Source organism: Corallococcus sp. M7, assembly GCF_054512695.1.
On sequence record NZ_CM137252.1, the window covers coordinates 8,062,087 to 8,077,038 of the forward strand.

Annotated in this window: 13 protein-coding genes; 4 read left to right on the top strand and 9 right to left on the bottom strand. The window is 69.4% G+C overall.

The window, feature by feature from the left end; translation table 11 throughout:
* Positions 1-13: 13 nt before the first annotated feature.
* From ACX114_RS32220 to ACX114_RS32240, 5 genes are all read right to left on the bottom strand, one after another.
* Positions 14-916, bottom strand: a complete 903-nt coding sequence (locus ACX114_RS32220) for a bile acid:sodium symporter (protein ID WP_459290947.1) — start codon at positions 914-916, stop codon at positions 14-16.
* Positions 916-1,908: an HAD family hydrolase gene (locus ACX114_RS32225; RefSeq protein ID WP_459290949.1), complete on the bottom strand. Its 993-nt coding sequence runs from the start codon at positions 1,906-1,908 to the stop codon at positions 916-918. The genes ACX114_RS32220 and ACX114_RS32225 overlap by 1 nt, the downstream gene beginning before the upstream one ends.
* 109 nt (positions 1,909-2,017) lie before the next feature.
* A complete protein-coding gene (locus ACX114_RS32230) occupies positions 2,018-2,860 on the bottom strand; it encodes a transporter family protein (RefSeq protein WP_459290951.1) in 843 nt (280 codons plus the stop codon).
* Between the two features lie 141 nt (positions 2,861-3,001).
* Positions 3,002-3,970 (bottom strand): CorA family divalent cation transporter, encoded by a 969-nt coding sequence (locus ACX114_RS32235; RefSeq protein ID WP_459290953.1) that lies wholly within the window; start codon positions 3,968-3,970, stop codon positions 3,002-3,004.
* Positions 3,971-4,026: 56 nt separating this feature from the next.
* Entirely contained in the window at positions 4,027-4,983 is a 957-nt protein-coding gene (locus ACX114_RS32240) for a hypothetical protein (protein ID WP_459290955.1), read from the bottom strand.
* Positions 4,984-5,158: 175 nt separating this feature from the next.
* On the opposite strand from ACX114_RS32240, the gene ACX114_RS32245 reads away from it, so the two are divergent.
* A complete protein-coding gene (locus ACX114_RS32245) occupies positions 5,159-6,655 on the top strand; it encodes an arylsulfatase (protein ID WP_459290957.1) in 1,497 nt (498 codons plus the stop codon).
* A 27-nt stretch (positions 6,656-6,682) separates the two neighbouring features.
* Here ACX114_RS32245 and ACX114_RS32250 read toward each other — a convergent pair whose 3' ends face one another.
* Positions 6,683-7,264: a hypothetical protein gene (locus ACX114_RS32250; protein ID WP_459290959.1), complete on the bottom strand. Its 582-nt coding sequence runs from the start codon at positions 7,262-7,264 to the stop codon at positions 6,683-6,685.
* A 93-nt stretch (positions 7,265-7,357) separates the two neighbouring features.
* Between ACX114_RS32250 and ACX114_RS32255 the strand changes: the two genes are divergently transcribed.
* The gene (locus tag ACX114_RS32255) at positions 7,358-9,169 is read left to right on the top strand and encodes an AsmA family protein (protein ID WP_459290961.1); all 1,812 of its coding nucleotides are present in this window, start codon (positions 7,358-7,360) and stop codon (positions 9,167-9,169) included.
* Here the strand turns inward: ACX114_RS32255 and ACX114_RS32260 are convergent.
* A complete protein-coding gene (locus tag ACX114_RS32260) occupies positions 9,138-9,536 on the bottom strand; it encodes a response regulator (RefSeq protein ID WP_459290963.1) in 399 nt (132 codons plus the stop codon). The two genes, ACX114_RS32255 and ACX114_RS32260, sit on opposite strands and share 32 nt — an antisense overlap.
* A gap of 154 nt (positions 9,537-9,690) precedes the next feature.
* Between ACX114_RS32260 and ACX114_RS32265 the strand changes: the two genes are divergently transcribed.
* Together ACX114_RS32265 and pyrF are read left to right on the top strand one after the other, a co-directional pair.
* Positions 9,691-10,452, top strand: coding sequence for an SDR family NAD(P)-dependent oxidoreductase (locus tag ACX114_RS32265; RefSeq protein WP_459290965.1), 762 nt, complete (start codon positions 9,691-9,693; stop codon positions 10,450-10,452).
* A 13-nt stretch (positions 10,453-10,465) separates the two neighbouring features.
* Positions 10,466-11,326 carry an orotidine-5'-phosphate decarboxylase gene (gene pyrF, locus ACX114_RS32270; protein WP_459290967.1) on the top strand — a complete coding sequence of 287 codons (861 nt, stop codon included), beginning with the start codon at positions 10,466-10,468 and terminating at the stop codon, positions 11,324-11,326.
* A gap of 31 nt (positions 11,327-11,357) precedes the next feature.
* Here pyrF and ACX114_RS32275 read toward each other — a convergent pair whose 3' ends face one another.
* Complete coding sequence (locus tag ACX114_RS32275) at positions 11,358-13,931, bottom strand: penicillin-binding protein 1A (RefSeq protein WP_459290969.1); 2,574 nt, start codon at positions 13,929-13,931, stop codon at positions 11,358-11,360.
* A gap of 30 nt (positions 13,932-13,961) precedes the next feature.
* Positions 13,962-14,924 (bottom strand): RluA family pseudouridine synthase, encoded by a 963-nt coding sequence (locus ACX114_RS32280; protein ID WP_014399245.1) that lies wholly within the window; start codon positions 14,922-14,924, stop codon positions 13,962-13,964.
* Positions 14,925-14,952 lie beyond the last annotated feature (28 nt).

Here is a 14,952-nt window from a genome sequence, read left to right on the forward strand (position 1 = left end):
GACAGGGAGGGGCTCACGTGCCCGCGGAGGCCCGCCTGCCCGAAGGCAGTGACGGCCCGCCGCCGCGCTCGGACGCCTGGTGGCGCTGGTTCCAGAGCAGGTACGGCACCAGGGCCACGGTGCGGATCAGGAGGTACAGCCCCATGACGCCCAGCAGGCTCTTCATGGGATAGGTGCTGCCCCCCAGGCAGAAGGCGAAGGCGGGGTTGCCGAAGACAGCGGAGATGGCCAGCGCCGTGCGGTCCCCGGGCCGGGGCCGGCCGGCCACGTGGCCCAGGGCCGCGGCCCCCAGCGTCACCACCACCATCGCGACGAGCGCCCAGAAGTGGAGGCGCTTCAACAGCGGGAAGCTGGCCACGACCACCGCCAGCGCGGCCACGCCCAGGGCGACGTTGAAGTAGAGCTTCACCGGCTTGCGCAGCCGGTGCGCCCAGGCGGGCGCCACCTTCTGGAGGCCGATGCCCAGCGCGAAGGGCACGAGGAACGGGAGGATGACCCGCCCCAGGAGCACCCCGTACGGCGGCGACTGGATGGCCACGGGGAACAGCCGCTCCAACAGGTTCAGGGACAGCGGCAACAGCACGACGGCGACGAGCGACAGGGTGATGGACAGCGCCAGGGCCAGCGGCAGGTTGCCCTTCTGTTTCGACACGACGTTGAGCGCCATGGGCAGTCCCGGACAGAACGCCATCAGCGCGATGACGCCCGCCGCGACAGGCGGCACGGGCAGCACCTTCACCACGATGAGGGACAGCAGGGGCACGCCGACGAGGCACACCCCCAGCCCTCGTGCATACGCGGGATGGCGCACGCCCTGGCCCAGGTCCGCCAGGTGCCACGACAGGCCCTGCGACAATCCGAGCGCGATGATGAAGGTCGAGATCATCAGCCCGATGAATGAGTGCAAGGCGTCCATCACCGACCCTCCTGCGGGAACACGCGCTTCCAGTCGTCGCGCATGCTGACCACGATCCAGCCGCCGTCACGCGCGGCCTTCAGGGACGCGTCGTTCTTCTCCTGATAGGCGAACTCGCGCTCCGCGTCGTCGTGGTTGATGAGCAACGAGAAGCCGGGGCGCGGCTGCTCCTTCGTGTATTGAAGCATCTGGATGTCGCCGCCCGAGCGGACGTTGCCCGCGGCGAACACGGGACGCCGGCCGATGTGCCGCTCGATTCCCACCGGCTTGCCGGCCTTGTCGTTGACGTGCTCCACGCGGGCCTCGCGCCGCAGCACCGGGTGGCCGTTGCCCTCGTCGAACTTCTCCCGGAGGTCGCTGCCGATGACCTGCTGGGGCGGGATGCCGTAGGTGTCCTCGGAGACGACGCGCATGAAGTCCGTGCCGCCGCCCGAGGAGATCCACGTCTGGAAGCCGTTGGCGCGCAGGTACTGGAGCAGCTCCAGCATGGGTGCGTAGGCGAGCTGCGTGTAGGGCACGCCGAGCTTCGGGTGGCGCGCGGTCTGGAAGAAGGCGCGCGCCTCGCGGGCGAACTCGTCCTGCGTCTTGCCCTTGTGGGTGACGGCGAACAACTCCATCAACTGGGGCTCGTCCATGGCGGACAGCAGGGCCACGTCCCCTTCCAGCACGGCCTTGAAGGGCTGCCGCTTCGCGAGCGACGCGTCCTCCTTCACGGCCGCCTTGACCTGCTCCAGCAGGAAGGCGCCCTGGACGACGGGCTGCTCCTGCCAGAGCGTGCCGTCGTTGTCGAAGGTGGCGATGCGCTCCTCCGGCGGGATGTAGCCGGGACCGCCCTCGGTGGTGGCGCGGGTGACGAAGTCGATGATGGACTGCTTCACCGGGCCGTCATTCCAGGACGGCAGCGGATCCGCCGCCAGGGCCTGGAGCGGAATGGCGAGCAGTAGCGCCAGCGCCCACGGCAGGCAGGCCGGGCCCTTCCCTGTGCGTCGCATCACGGTCGCCTCCTGTCCGGTGCAATCCCAGACATGAGGTTGGGAACGCGGGGGGCACTCCACAACGCGGCGTGGAGGGCGCGGGAGCAGGGCCCGCTGAGCCCGGCCGTCAGTGGGGAGGCGCTGGCGGTGCCTGGCTGGGTTTGCCTTCCGGGAACAGGAAGGCGATCTGCGCGCGGAGCTGCCAGTCCGCGGCTCCGTCAGGGCGCACCGCGTTCCAATAGGCTCCCACGGACGCGTTGATGGGCTGCTTGCCCAGCTTTGTGACCTTGCCCACGCCCGCGCCGAAGGGGATGACCCAGCGGTCGCTGTCCGCCTCCCAGTTCGCGGTGAGGATGGGCGCGGACGTGAGGTACCAGCCCTTGGGCAGGTTGTAGTTGATGAAGTACTGGAGCAGCAGCTGGTTGACGGCCGGCCGGTCGCCGCTTCCAAAGAGGGACCAGACGTTGTTGGCCAGCACGCCGAAGGTCCACGGGTCCGGTTGCAGGAGGGCCACGATGGAGGGGCCCACGCTCCACTTGCCGGTGCCGAGCACATCCGCGGTCGCGGTGGGCAGGAGCAGCGCCGGGCCCACGCCCCAGATGAACGCGCCGGGCTTCCTGGGCGCGATGAAGAAGGTGACGGACGTGTCTCCCAGTCCGAAGGTCCCTCCCGAATCCGCCGTCACCTCAGGCTGCCAGAGCAGCGGCAGGATGACGCGGTTGACGAGCAGCCACCGCTCCGTGAGCGGCACCGGCACCACCGGCTGGATGTTGAGGGTGTTGCGAGGACGGTCGAACGGCCCGATGCCCAGGTCCAGGTTGTCCTGGAACGGCACGCTGATGAGGTTGGCCACGGGGTTCTGGGTGGCCTTGGCCAGGTCCTGCTCGGAGGCCCCCGCGCCACGGGCGGGAGCCTCCTGCGCGGAGGAGGAAACGGCGCAGCACAGGCCCCCCATGAGTCCGAGCAGCAAGCAACGCGTTCGGGCTCCCGCCATCACGTCCTCCCCCTGCCTGTGCCGCGCCCGGGGATGAAGCTGGTGAGGAAGTGGAGGCCATCGCCACGGAACGCGAGTCGCACGGGGATGTCCGCTGACGCGGACAGGTGCCTGCCCTCACACGAGCTCGCGGCGGCGCAGGGCGCGCCACTCCGCGGCGGCGAGGACGATGAGCACGAGCACCAGCAGCAGGAACGAGCCGCGCCAGTGCGCGCCGGGAATGCCGCCCACGTTGACGCCCAGCAGGCCGGTGATGAAGGACAGGGGCAGGAAGACGCCGGAGATGATGGTGAGCATGTAGAGGATGCGCTGGCTGCGGGCGTCCAGCCGGGCCTTGACGTCCTCGTGGAGGATGCGGGCGCGCTCCACCAGGGCGTCCATCTCCTTGAGGGCGCCGCCGGCCCGCTCGGCCATCTGGCGCAGCTCCGGCTCCTGGGCGCGCACCCACTCCACGGTGAGCAGGCTGACACGCAGGATGGCGTCGCGGACCAGGGACACGAAGCGGCGCTGCTCCACGAGGGTGCGGCGCAGCCGGCGCAGGTCCGCCGGCACGTCGACGGTGTCCTCGCGGCGCTCCTCGAAGCGGGTCTCCAGGCCCGACAGCGTGTCGTCCAGCTCGGTGGTGCGCAGCGCGGCCCTGGAGAGCGCGGTGGTGGCGAAGGCGAGGAAGAGGTCCGTGCCACGAGGCCCCCGGCCATGGGCGAGCTGTTCGCGGACGGCCACGATGGCGGGCTGGACCGAGGGCGCCACGGTGACGCAGCGGTCCGCCGTCATCCAGGCGCGCAGCTGGCGCGGCTGCGCGTCGGTGGGTCTCAAGTCCGGCTGGAGCAGGAGCAGGACGAGTTCGTTCTCGTTGAGCACTTCGATGCGCACGCGGCCCGTGTCGGCCAGGAGCGGTTCACACACCTGGGGAGGCAGGTGGAAGACGGCCTCCAGCACGCGGGGAAGGTCCGGCAGGTCCGGAGGCAGATGGACCCAGAGCATGCCATCCGAAGCCCGCCAGCTCCGCGTCTCCGCCAGGGTGAGCGAGCGTGCACCACCGCTGCCATCCAGGAGCAGCACGAACGCGTTCTCGAACCCGTCCATGGAAGGAAGGTGGCGATCGAGTGCCCCTGACGCAGCGTCAGGGAACAGCTCGCTCCTCACGCATGGCGCCAACGAGACGACAACATCGTCAGCGCCACGAGTGCACTGCCCGCCCCCGCGAGCGCCATCAGGGGCCGGCGCAGCCGCGCGCCCAGGGCCTCCAGTGCTCCGGCCGTGATCTCCCGGCTCGTGCGCCGCACCAGGTCCTGATTGCATGGCGCCTCCCGCCAGTGGCGTTCCTCCTGCGAGAGCGCGCTCCCCGCGCCCCGGACGGTCGCCGCCGCGGTGCGCTCGGCGAGCGTCGCCAGGGAGGCGCCCAGCGCTTCCGTGGAGGCCTTCGGGTTCGTCGCCAGCTCCTCCTGGAGTCCCGCCGCCAGCCCCCTCACCAACCCCTGCCCTGCCTGCTCCACCAACCCCAACAGCCAGGTGGTGTCCTCGCGCAACTTGGACTCCACGCCCATCACCAGCCCCCGGCCCACCTTCGAGGCCACCTCCTCCCCCAACGGCACCACGCCGCGCGCATCCTCCAGGATGGCTGGCAGGGAGTCGTGCAACTGCTCCGTGGCCGCCTTCACCACGCCCCGGGCCATGGCCTGGGCGCGCTCGCCCGGCGTGCGGATCTCATCCGTGCGGGAATGGGCGAGCATCACCACTTCGTCGAAGAGGTGGTTGAGCCTCACCATGAAGCCGTGGAGCGGCAGGCCCCCGTCGTTCCACTCCCGCTCCAACGCCTTCAGCGCCCCCTCCATCGCCGCCCCCGCCAGCACCTCGGTCGCGTCCGCCGACGCTCCAGGCTCACGCTCCGCGGCTTCGTGCGCCATGCGGCCCAGCACCGTGAGCAGGTCCTGGAGCAGGGTGTTCAACTGACCGTGGCCGTCGGGTACCTCCTCTCGGAGCCCGTCCGCCGTGCCGCGCACCACGCCAGTCGCGATCTCGGCCGCCACCATGCGCTGCAACGACAACGTCAGGTTGCGCAGCGCCTCGATGGGTCCCGCACGGCCCGCGATTCCCATCGGCGCACCTGTCCTTCTGGAGGGGGTTCCCCTGGAGGATGCGAACCCGGGGACATCCGGGCAATGAATGACATCCAGCCACGCCCGCCGCCCGCCGCGCCGCTTCCCCTGGATTGTCCGGCGCCCGCCGCGTCCCCATCCCTACGCCCAACCCCAGACACCGGAGCGTGCCCGCATGGCGACGAAGCCCGCGAAGAAGAAGCAGCCCAACATCCTGGTCATCTTTGGAGATGACATCGGCTACTGGAACCTCAGCGCCTACAACCTGGGAGTCATGGGCTACCGCACGCCGAACATCGACCGCATCGCGAAGGAGGGCGCGCTCTTCACCGACTACTACGCCCAGCAGAGCTGCACCGCCGGCCGCGCGGCCTTCATCACCGGCCAGTGCCCCTTCCGCACGGGCCTCACCAAGGTCGGCATGCCGGGCGCGAAGGTGGGCCTCCAGGCGGAGGACCCCACCATCGCGGACCTGTTGAAGCCGCTGGGCTACCGCACCGGCCAGTTCGGCAAGAACCACCTGGGCGACCGCGACGAGTTCCTGCCCACCGTGCACGGCTTCGATGAGTTCTTCGGCAACCTCTACCACCTCAACGCCGAGGAGGAGCCGGAGAACGTGGACTACCCCAAGGACCCCGCGTTCCGGCAGCGCTTCGGTCCGCGCGGCGTGCTCAAGAGCAAGGCGGACGGCAAGGGCGGGCAGAGCATTCAGGACACCGGCCCGCTCAACAAGAAGCGCATGGAGACCGTGGACGAGGAGTTCCTCGGCGCGACCCTGGACTTCATCGACCGCGCCCAGAAGGACCAGAAGCCCTTCTTCATCTGGTTCAACACCACCCGCATGCACATCCACACGCACCTGAAGAAGGAGTCCCAGGGCAAGACGGGCTTCGGGCTCTACCCGGACGGCATGGTGGAGCACGACGGACACGTGGGCCGGCTGCTCGACAAGCTGGACCAGCTGGGCATCGCGGACGACACCATCGTCGTCTACAGCACCGACAACGGCGCGATGACCAGCATGTGGCCGGATGGCGGCATGACGCCCTTCCGCGGCGAGAAGGACACCAACTGGGAGGGCGCGTTCCGGGCCCCCTGCCTCGTGCGCTGGCCCGGCGTCGTGAAGCCCGGCACGCAGATCAACGAGCTGTTCTCCTCCGAGGACTGGCTGCCCACGCTGGTCGCCGCCGCGGGCGAGCCGGACATCGTGCGGAAGCTGCTCGACGGCCATGACGCGGGCGACAAGCACTTCAAGGTCCACCTGGACGGCTACGACCAGACGGCGCTGTTGACGGGCCAGGGCGAAACGCGCCGCGACGAATTCTTCTACTTCGGCGACGACGGCGAGCTGGTCGCCATGCGCTACAAGCGCTTCAAGCTCATCTTCGAGGAGCAGAACGCCAAGGGCATCGAGGTGTGGGCGGAGCCCTTCACCACCCGCCGCGTTCCGCTCATCATCGACCTGCGCGCCGACCCGCTGGAGCGCGGCCAGGACTCCGTCGGCTACTACAGCTGGCTGGTGGATCGAGCCTTCCTGCTGGTCCCCGCGCAGGCCGTGGTGGGCCGTTTCCTGGCCACCTTCCAGGAGTTCCCGTCACGCCAGCACCCGGCCAGCTTCTCCATCGACCAGGTGATGGCGAAGATGGAGAACGGCGCCGCCCCGGTCCACTGAAGGCCACCGCGGCGCGAAGGGCGCGGTCTACGCCTTCGCGCCGCGCTTCGGCTTGGGCAGGAAGTCCTTCCAGAGGCCCGAGTACTTCTTCTGGTACTTCGGGTCCTCCTCCAGCGCGATGAGCTCCACCGCGAGCTTCGGGAGCGAGTCGTGCGGCGTGGCGTCATGCGTCTTCCGCAGGACCTCCAGGATGTCGTAGCGGATGAGCGTCCCGTTCTTCTCCGTGGCGCACGCCTTGAAGCGCTGCTTCAGCCGGTCCGCCACCGCCTTGCGCAAATCCTCGCTCGCGGTGGCCACGCGCCAGAGGCACTGGAGCGAGTGCCGCGCGGTGACGAACTTCTCGTCCTTCGTCGCCGCCACGAGCCGGTCCAGGTCCTTCAACATCCGGCCTTCGGTGTCGCTCTTGGCCAGGTTCGCCAGCACCTGCGCGGCGATGGCGCGCTGGTGGTTGTCGCCGTCCTTCAGCAGCGTTAGCAGTCCGTCCCAGACCTCGGCGGCCCAGTCCACCTTCTGCTGCGTCACCTCCATGACGTGCCGGAAGGAGGCATAGCGGGAGTCGGCGTCGTCGCTGTTCAGGTTGGCGAAGTGGTCTCGGGTGGCCCTGTCCATGGACGGTGTTTCTAATCCATCGCCCCGGGAACACACTCCTTGTGTGCTCCGGTGGCTTGAGGCATCCAGGGTCCCTCCCCGGAACCTCGCGACATGACCGACACGCCATCCCCTGACGCCGCCCCTCGCAGCAGACGCTGGCGCCGCGTCGCCCTGTGGGCCCTGGTGGCGGTGGCGGTGCTGGAGGTCGCCATCAACGTCGCGCTCAACACGGGCGTCACCCAGGCCATCATGGGCCGCGCGACGGACCGCACGCACCTCACGTGGCAGCGCGCGTGGTGGCTGTATCCCGTGGGCCAGCTCCACCTGAAGGGCTTCACCCTCACCCAGCAGGACTCGGACGTCTGGTGGAAGGTGGAGGTGGAAGAGCTGGAGGCGGGCATGTCGCTCACGGGCCTCTTGCGCAAGCGCGTGGACGTGGACGGCATTGACGGGCACGGCGCCCGCTTCCACCTGGAGCCGTCCGGCGCCCCCGAAGAGCCGTCCAGCCCGAACAGCAAGCCCTGGGTCATCCACCTCAAGGACGTCACGCTGCACGAGGTGCGCGAGCTGGACTTCAGCCGCGTGCGCTTCGCGGGCGCGCTGGACGTCACCGGCACGCTGAACCTCCAGTCCCGAGAACGGCTCCAGGTGGACCTGCCCTCCGTGCGCGTGGCCGAGGGCTTCATCGAAGTGGACGGCAAGCGCGTGGCGCGGCTGGAGTCGCTCGACTCGCGCGCCCGGCTCAACGCGCCCTTCCAGGCCGGCAAGGGCTACGACCTGTCCAAGGCCCTGGGCGGCCAGGTGAAGACGCGCATCGACGTGCTGCCCCTGGATTGGATCAACGACCTGCTGGGCGCGAGCGCCCCCGTGTCGCTGCGCGGCGGCGCGGGACGAGTGGACCTGGACCTGCGCATGGAGCGCAACACGCTGGAGCCGGGCAGCCAGCTCAAGGCCTCCGGTGAAGCGCTGGACCTGAGGGCCGGCCCCATGCGTGCCCGGGCTCCGTGGAGCCTCCAGGCGGCCATGGACAAGGAGCCGGAGGGAGCGCTTTCAGGCTCGCTGCGGCTGGCCTTCGCGCCCGTGCACATGGCGGGCCCCAAGGGCTACGACCTGGACATCCCGGAGGTCGCCCTCACCGTGCAGGCCCGGCGACGCGAAGGCCAGTCCGGCCTGGAGCTGCAGCCCGAGCTGCGCGTGGCCAAGAGCAAGCCGTTGGACCTGCGCGTGCTCAATCCGTGGCTGGGCCAGACGCTCGAAATCGACTCCGGCCACGTGACGGTGCGCAGTGAGGACCCCGCCAAGAAGGGCGCGAAGGCGCGCAACGCCCTGGAGCTGCGCATGGACACGGACCTCGTCTCCGGAACCATGGGGCCCAACAAGGTCCTCCTGCGCGCGGAGGTGGAGGTGGATGCGCGGCACCTGTCCTGGGACATGACGGAGCTGGGCCTGAGCGGGACGACGCTGCGGCTGAGAGACGTGTCCTCCAACGGCAACGTGCCCATCCGCGCCTGGAGCGGGAACTTCACCCTGCCGCGCGCCAGCCTCTCCCTGTCCCCCACGGTGCTGAAGGCGCGCTTCGCCAGCCAGCTCACCGACACGCAGCCCATCGTCGCGCTGATCACGTCGTCCAAGAAGCTGCCCGGCTTCCTCACGTCCCTGCTCAACATCCCGAAGGTGGAGGTGACGGGGCAGGTGCAGATCGACGAGCGCGGGCTCCAACTGCGCGAGCTGAAGGCGAAGGGCGAGGGCTTCTCGATGGAGGGCCACCTGGACCTGGTGCAGGGCAACATCACGGGCGCCCTGCTGACGTCGCTGGGCGCGGTGACGGGCGGCATCGAGCTGCGACCCGGCGGCAAGCACGACCTGCACCTGTTGAAGGCGACGGACTGGTTCAAGCGCCAGCCGGTGCCCCCGTTCCGGTAGGCCTCACGTAGGCCGCCACCGCGCCCAGCAGCACGTCCAGGTCCACCGGCTTCTCCAGGAAGCCGTCCACGCCCAGGGCGTTCATCGCCCGGACGCCCGCGTCCTGCGAGTACAGGATGATGACCGGGATGGAAGCGAGCGCCGGGTCCTCCAGCTGCCTCAAGCGGAAGGACCAGGCGTTCATCCCCGGCATCATCAAGTCCAACAGGATGAGGGCCGGGCGCAGGCCCTGATGCAGGAGGCGCAGCGCCTCGAAGCCGTTGCGCGCCAGCGCCACCTCGTGCCCGTCCAGCTCCAGCGCTTCCTTGTAGGCCCGGAGCAGGTCCAGGTCGTCGTCCACCACCAGGATGCAATTCCACCAGGGCATGCGTCGCACACTCCCGAAGAGTCCCTTTCCCTCCAGGGTGTCAACGCGTTGGCGGCGGCACCTCGTCCCCCGGTGGGGGGAAGGTGTTTTGCGTGCCCTCGGACGCACAACCGTGCGACAAGGCGGGCCGCTGCGACACCCTTCGGAGGACGGCATGGCGGAGATGACCTACCGGACGGCGCTGGTGACTGGCGCCTCGAGCGGCCTGGGACGTGGACTGGCCCTGTGGTTGGCGAAGCACGGCGTGCGCGTCTTCGCGACAGGCCGGCGGCTTTCGCACCTGCAGGCACTCGCCGCGGAGGCGCAGGCCGCGGGCGCGGCGGTGGAGCCCGTCGTCATGGACGTCAGCGCCGTGGAGCCCTCCCAGGAGCGCATCCGCGCCATCGACGCGGAGTGCGGCGGGCTGGACCTGGTGGTGGCCAACGCCGGCATCGGCGGCCCCACGCACGGCAAGCGCATGGACTGGGAGCGCACCCGCTCCATCATCGACACCAACGTCACCGGCGCCGCCGCCACGCTGTGCGCGGTGCTGCCGCAGATGGTGGAGCGCCGCCGGGGCCACATCGTCGGCGTGTCCAGCCTCGCGGGCATGCGGGGGCTCGCGGGCCACGCCGCCTACTCCGCGTCCAAGGCCTTCCTCGCCACCTTCCTGGAGAGCCTGCGCGTGGACCTGAAGGGCACCGGCGTCCAGGTGACGTGCGTCTACCCGGGCTTCGTGAAGAGCGAGCTCACCGCGAAGAACACCTTCCCCATGCCCTTCCTCATGGAGACCGAGGACGCGGTGGAGCGCATGGGCCGCGCCATCTTCGCGGGCGCCGCGGAGGTGAGCTTCCCCTGGCAACTGGCCACGCCCATGCGCGTGCTGAAGGTGATGCCCAATCCACTGTTCGACGCCACCGCGCGCCGGCTGAAGTGAGAGGAGGCCGCCCATGACGACGTTCCCGCCCCCGTCGTTCGCCCAGCGCTTCGAGAAGCTCGCCGACGAGCGCTCCCCGTTCTGCCTGGGCCTGGACCCCTCGCGCGACGTGCTCGCCCGCTGGAGCCTGCCGGACACGGCGCAGGGCCTGTCCGACTTCTGCGACCGGCTGGCCGACGCGGCCGAAGAGACGCTCGCGGTGGTGAAGCCCCAGAGCGCGTTCTTCGAGCGCCACGGCCCCCAGGGGCTCGCCGTGCTCCAGCGCGTGCTCCAGCGCTTCCGCGCCGCGGGCACCCTCACGCTGCTGGACGTGAAGCGCGGCGACATCGGGTCCACCATGGACGCCTACGCGGAATCGCTGTTCGGCAAGGGCAGCGCGTACGACGTGGACGCCGCCACCTTCACCGCGTACCTGGGCCTGGGCGCGCTGGCGAAGACGGTGGAGCTGGCGCGCTACCACGGCGCCTGCGCCTTCATCGTCGTGCGCTCGTCCAACCCGGAAGGCGTGCCCCTGCAGAACGCCGTGGGCAGCGACGGCCTCACCGTGGCCCAGGCCGTGGCGGACGGCCTGCGCAAGCTCAACGACAAGGCCGGCCGGGGCGTGTTCCCTGCGGGCGCGGTGATGGGCGCCACGCTGCCTCCGGCCGACCGCGACGTGGTGGAGCGGCTGGGCGGCGCGCTCATGCTGACGCCGGGCATCGGGTCGCAAGGCGCGGGCTTCGGGGACTTGCCCAAGCTCTTCTCCGGCCGCGAGCGGCAGGTGATTCCCACCGCCGCGCGCTCCGTGCTGGAGGCGGGCCCGGACGTGGCCGCGCTGAAGAAGGCCCTGGAAGCACATCAGGCGCCCTCGCGTGCGTTCCGCGAAGGCGCCTGAAGGGCACTGCGTTTGAGATGCGGCGCGCGGGCTACTGCGCGCCCATCATGAACTGATCCACGCCGACCTGGTTCTTGTCGGGCACGGCCTCCTTCGGCTCCGTGCCCTTCTTGAAGAACATCAGCTCCGCGCCCTTCGCGCCGGGCGAAGCCACCTTGCCCGTCTTCTTGTCGATGTAGAGCCGCGCCAGCTGCATGGACTGCCAGGGGTAGAACTCCGACTGGGGCCGGCCCTCCAGCGCGCGCTTCATGTAGTTGAGCCAGATGGGCAGCGCCGCGCGGCCACCCGTCTCGTAGCGGCCCAGCGGGTGCGGGTTCAGGTCGTAGCCCACCCACGCCACCGTCACCAGGTCCTTGGTGTAGGCCGCGAACCACGCGTCGAAGGAGTCGTTCGTCGTGCCCGTCTTGCCCGCCGCCGGCTTGCCCAGCTTCTGCGCGGGACCGCCGGTGCCCTGGAGCACCACGCCGCGCAGCAGGTGCGTGAGGATGAAGCCCGTCTCCGCGCTCATCACCTGCTCGCCCGGCTCGAAGAGGCGCGCGTAGCCCGCGGCCACGCGGTCCTGCAGCGGGGCCCACGCGTCGTCGAAGGCCGTGTGGTCCTCCAGCGTGCGGCCGAAGCGGTCCTCCACCTTGCGGATGAAGTACGTGGGCTTCTTGCGGCCGTAGCGGTTGAAGGTCGCGTACGCGCTGGCCAGGTCGAACGGGTACACGCAGGAGGAGCCCAGCGCCGCGGAGAAGTCCATGTTCATGGGCGTCGTCAGGCCCAGCTTCTTGGACCACTCCGCCATGTTGTGCACGCCCACCGCGCCGAACGTCTTCACCGCGGGGATGTTCATGGAGTTCACCAGCGCCGTGCGCAAGAGCACGTCACCCACGAACTCCTCGCTGTAGTTGGCCGGCTTCCACGACACCTTGTTGTCCGGGTCGTGCTCCACGATGGGCGAGTCCACGATGATGGTGGCCTCCGTCCAGTTCAGCTGCTCCAGCGCCGCCGAGTACACGAACGGCTTGAAGGACGAACCCGGCTGACGGCACGCCTGGAAGGCGCGGTTGAACTCATTGTCGTCGAAGTCGTAACCACCCACCATCGCGGTGAGGTACTGGCGATGCGGGTCGATGGACACGAGCGCGCTCTGCGCCTCCGGCGTCTGCTCCAGCCGGAAGAGCTTCACGCCCTCCTCGGGGATGTCCTCCGCCAGCTTCTTGTCCCACTGCTCCTTGTCGTCCGTGAGCTCCTTCTTCACTACGTGGCGCAGCACCACCACGTCACCCACCGCCACGGCCTTCTTGACGGAGGTGATCATGCTGGCCGGGTAGTAGCTCTCCGGGTTCACCTTGCGCGCCCAGCGCATGCCCAACAGCGGCAGCCGGCCCTGGTGCGGCCCCACCTGCACGTCCGCGCCCTTGCCGTCGTCGTCGATGCGGGTGACGACGCCCACGTAGAGGCGGTTGTCGACGAGCTCCTCCTTGCCCATGGCCTTCTTCGCCTTGGCGATGAAGGCGCTGCGCTCACCCTCGGTGGCCAGCTGCATCACCGGGCCGCGCCAGCCCTGGCGCTTGTCCACGGACATCAGGCCGTCCAGCACGGAGTCCTGCGCCGCGCGCTGGCGCTCGCTGTCCATGGTGGTGAAGACCTTGAGGCCTTCCTTGAGGAGCACGGGGTTGCCGTAGCGGTCCACCACGTCCTTGCGCACCTGCTCCACGAAGTACGGGGCGAACTCGTGGAAGACGTCCTCCACCGGGTACACCTTCACCGGCTCCGCGTTGGCCTGGTCATGCTCCTCCTTGGAGATCATGCCCTCCGTCAGCATGCGGCCCAGCACGTACGAGCGGCGCTTCTTCGCGGCGTCCGGACGCAGGAAGGGCGAGTAGCGGCTGGGCGCCTGGGGCAGGCCCGCGATGAGGGTCATCTCCCCCAGCGTCAGGTCGCGCACGTCCTTGCGGTAGTAGTTCTCCGCCGCGCTCTGCACGCCGTAGCTGTGGTGCCCGAGGAAGACGTTGTTCAGGTAGAGGTAGAGGATCTCCTCCTTGGTCAGCGCCTGCTCCAGGCGGAAGGCGAGGATGGCCTCGCGAATCTTGCGCTTGGGCGTCTTCGCGGTGGCCTCCTTGTAGCCCTCCGCGGAGATGAGGACCGCCTTCGCGGTCTGCTGCGTGAGCGTGGAGCCGCCCTGTACGCCGCCGGCGCGCAGGCCCAGCTTCGTCATCACCGTCTTGGAGACGGCGCGCGTGGTGCCCAGCACGTCCACGCCGAAGTGGTCGAAGAAGCTGGAGTCCTCGCTGGCGATGAACGCCTGGACGAGCCGCTTGGGGATGCGCTCGTAGGGCACCACCTTGCGCCGCTCGTTGTAGAACTCGCCCGCGAGCACGGCGTCGTCGGTGTAGACCTCCGTGACGATGGGCGGCCAGTACTCGTCCACCTTCGGGATGGCGGGCAGCCCGTCGGAGAAGACGTAGTAGGCGCCCACGACGGCGAGCACGCCCGCGGTGGCGCCCATGAGGCCCAGCACGGCCACGAGCTTCATCAAGCGCACGAGGAGGTTGCGCTTGGGCGGAACGCCGTCGAGCACCAGCTTGGAGCGGCTGCGGTCAATCTTCGGGTCGGCCATGCGTGTTGTGTCGAGTCCTGGGCTCAAGGCTTAGAGGAGCGCCGCCCGCTTCAGCACGTCCTTCAATTCAGATGGCATGGGGGTCTCCACGACGACCTTCCTGTCATCCTCGGGATGCGGAAATTCGATGCGCTCGGCGTGCAGGAACAGACGTTTGAGCCCCCAGCGCGCCCGCACATCGCGGTTGAAGGCGAAGTCTCCGTACTTCTTGTCACCCGCCACCGGGTGGCCCACGGCGACCAGGTGCCTTCTTATCTGATGCGTGCGCCCGGTCTCGATGGTGCAGGAGAGGAGGGCTGCCTCGCTCGACTGCCGCACGACCTTCCAGCGGGTGACGGCCTCCTGCATGTTCACTCCCCGACGGGCCTTGGACTCGGCCGTCTGCTGGTGCTCGGCGAGCGGCAGGTCGATGACCCCGGAATCCTTGGGCATCTTCCCCTTCACCAGGGTCAGGTAGCGCTTCTTCGGGTGGCCGTGGGTGAAGATTTCCGTGAAATGCACCATCGCCGGGCGGCGCTTGGCCACCAGGATGACGCCGGAGGTCTCCCGGTCCAGGCGGTGGGCGGGTGAGGCGGTGAAGTCGTTGCGGGTGGCCTTGGGGCCCAGGTAGGCGCGCACGTAGTCCACCAGGGTGCCCCCGGTGATGCCGCTGCCGGTATGGACGGCCATTCCGCTGGGCTTGTCCACGGCCATGAGCCAGTCGTCTTCCATCAGGATGACCAGCCGGGAGGGGTCCACCGGTGGTGGCGGGGGGGGCGGACGGTCCGATTTCGGACGCTCCGCGAGGGTGAGCTGCTCTTCGGTGCCGCGGATGGTGAGCACGTCTCCTTCGACAAGCAACTGCTCTGGCTGCGCGCGCTTGCCATTCACCCGCACCTTCTTGGTGCGGATCATCTTGAAGAGGTGGCTGACGGGGACGTTGGGCATCCGCTTGCGCAGGTGCTTGTCCAGCCGCATCCCGACGGTGTCGGCTTCGATTCGGTACTCGATCATTTGTGCTGGCGCCTGGACCAGAGCACAC

Bases quoted from the DNA above. Each gene is read 5' to 3' on its own strand.
- ACX114_RS32220 (WP_459290947.1), bottom strand. From the start codon at position 916: ATGGACGCCTTGCACTCATTCATCGGGCTGATGATCTCGACCTTCATC.
- ACX114_RS32225 (WP_459290949.1), bottom strand. From the start codon at position 1,908: ATGCGACGCACAGGGAAGGGCCCGGCCTGCCTGCCGTGGGCGCTGGCG.
- ACX114_RS32235 (WP_459290953.1), bottom strand. From the start codon at position 3,970: ATGGACGGGTTCGAGAACGCGTTCGTGCTGCTCCTGGATGGCAGCGGT.
- ACX114_RS32240 (WP_459290955.1), bottom strand. From the start codon at position 4,983: ATGGGAATCGCGGGCCGTGCGGGACCCATCGAGGCGCTGCGCAACCTG.
- ACX114_RS32245 (WP_459290957.1), top strand. From the start codon at position 5,159: ATGGCGACGAAGCCCGCGAAGAAGAAGCAGCCCAACATCCTGGTCATC.
- ACX114_RS32250 (WP_459290959.1), bottom strand. From the start codon at position 7,264: ATGGACAGGGCCACCCGAGACCACTTCGCCAACCTGAACAGCGACGAC.
- ACX114_RS32255 (WP_459290961.1), top strand. From the start codon at position 7,358: ATGACCGACACGCCATCCCCTGACGCCGCCCCTCGCAGCAGACGCTGG.
- ACX114_RS32260 (WP_459290963.1), bottom strand. From the start codon at position 9,536: ATGCCCTGGTGGAATTGCATCCTGGTGGTGGACGACGACCTGGACCTG.
- ACX114_RS32265 (WP_459290965.1), top strand. From the start codon at position 9,691: ATGGCGGAGATGACCTACCGGACGGCGCTGGTGACTGGCGCCTCGAGC.
- pyrF (WP_459290967.1), top strand. From the start codon at position 10,466: ATGACGACGTTCCCGCCCCCGTCGTTCGCCCAGCGCTTCGAGAAGCTC.
- ACX114_RS32275 (WP_459290969.1), bottom strand. From the start codon at position 13,931: ATGGCCGACCCGAAGATTGACCGCAGCCGCTCCAAGCTGGTGCTCGAC.
- ACX114_RS32280 (WP_014399245.1), bottom strand. From the start codon at position 14,924: ATGATCGAGTACCGAATCGAAGCCGACACCGTCGGGATGCGGCTGGAC.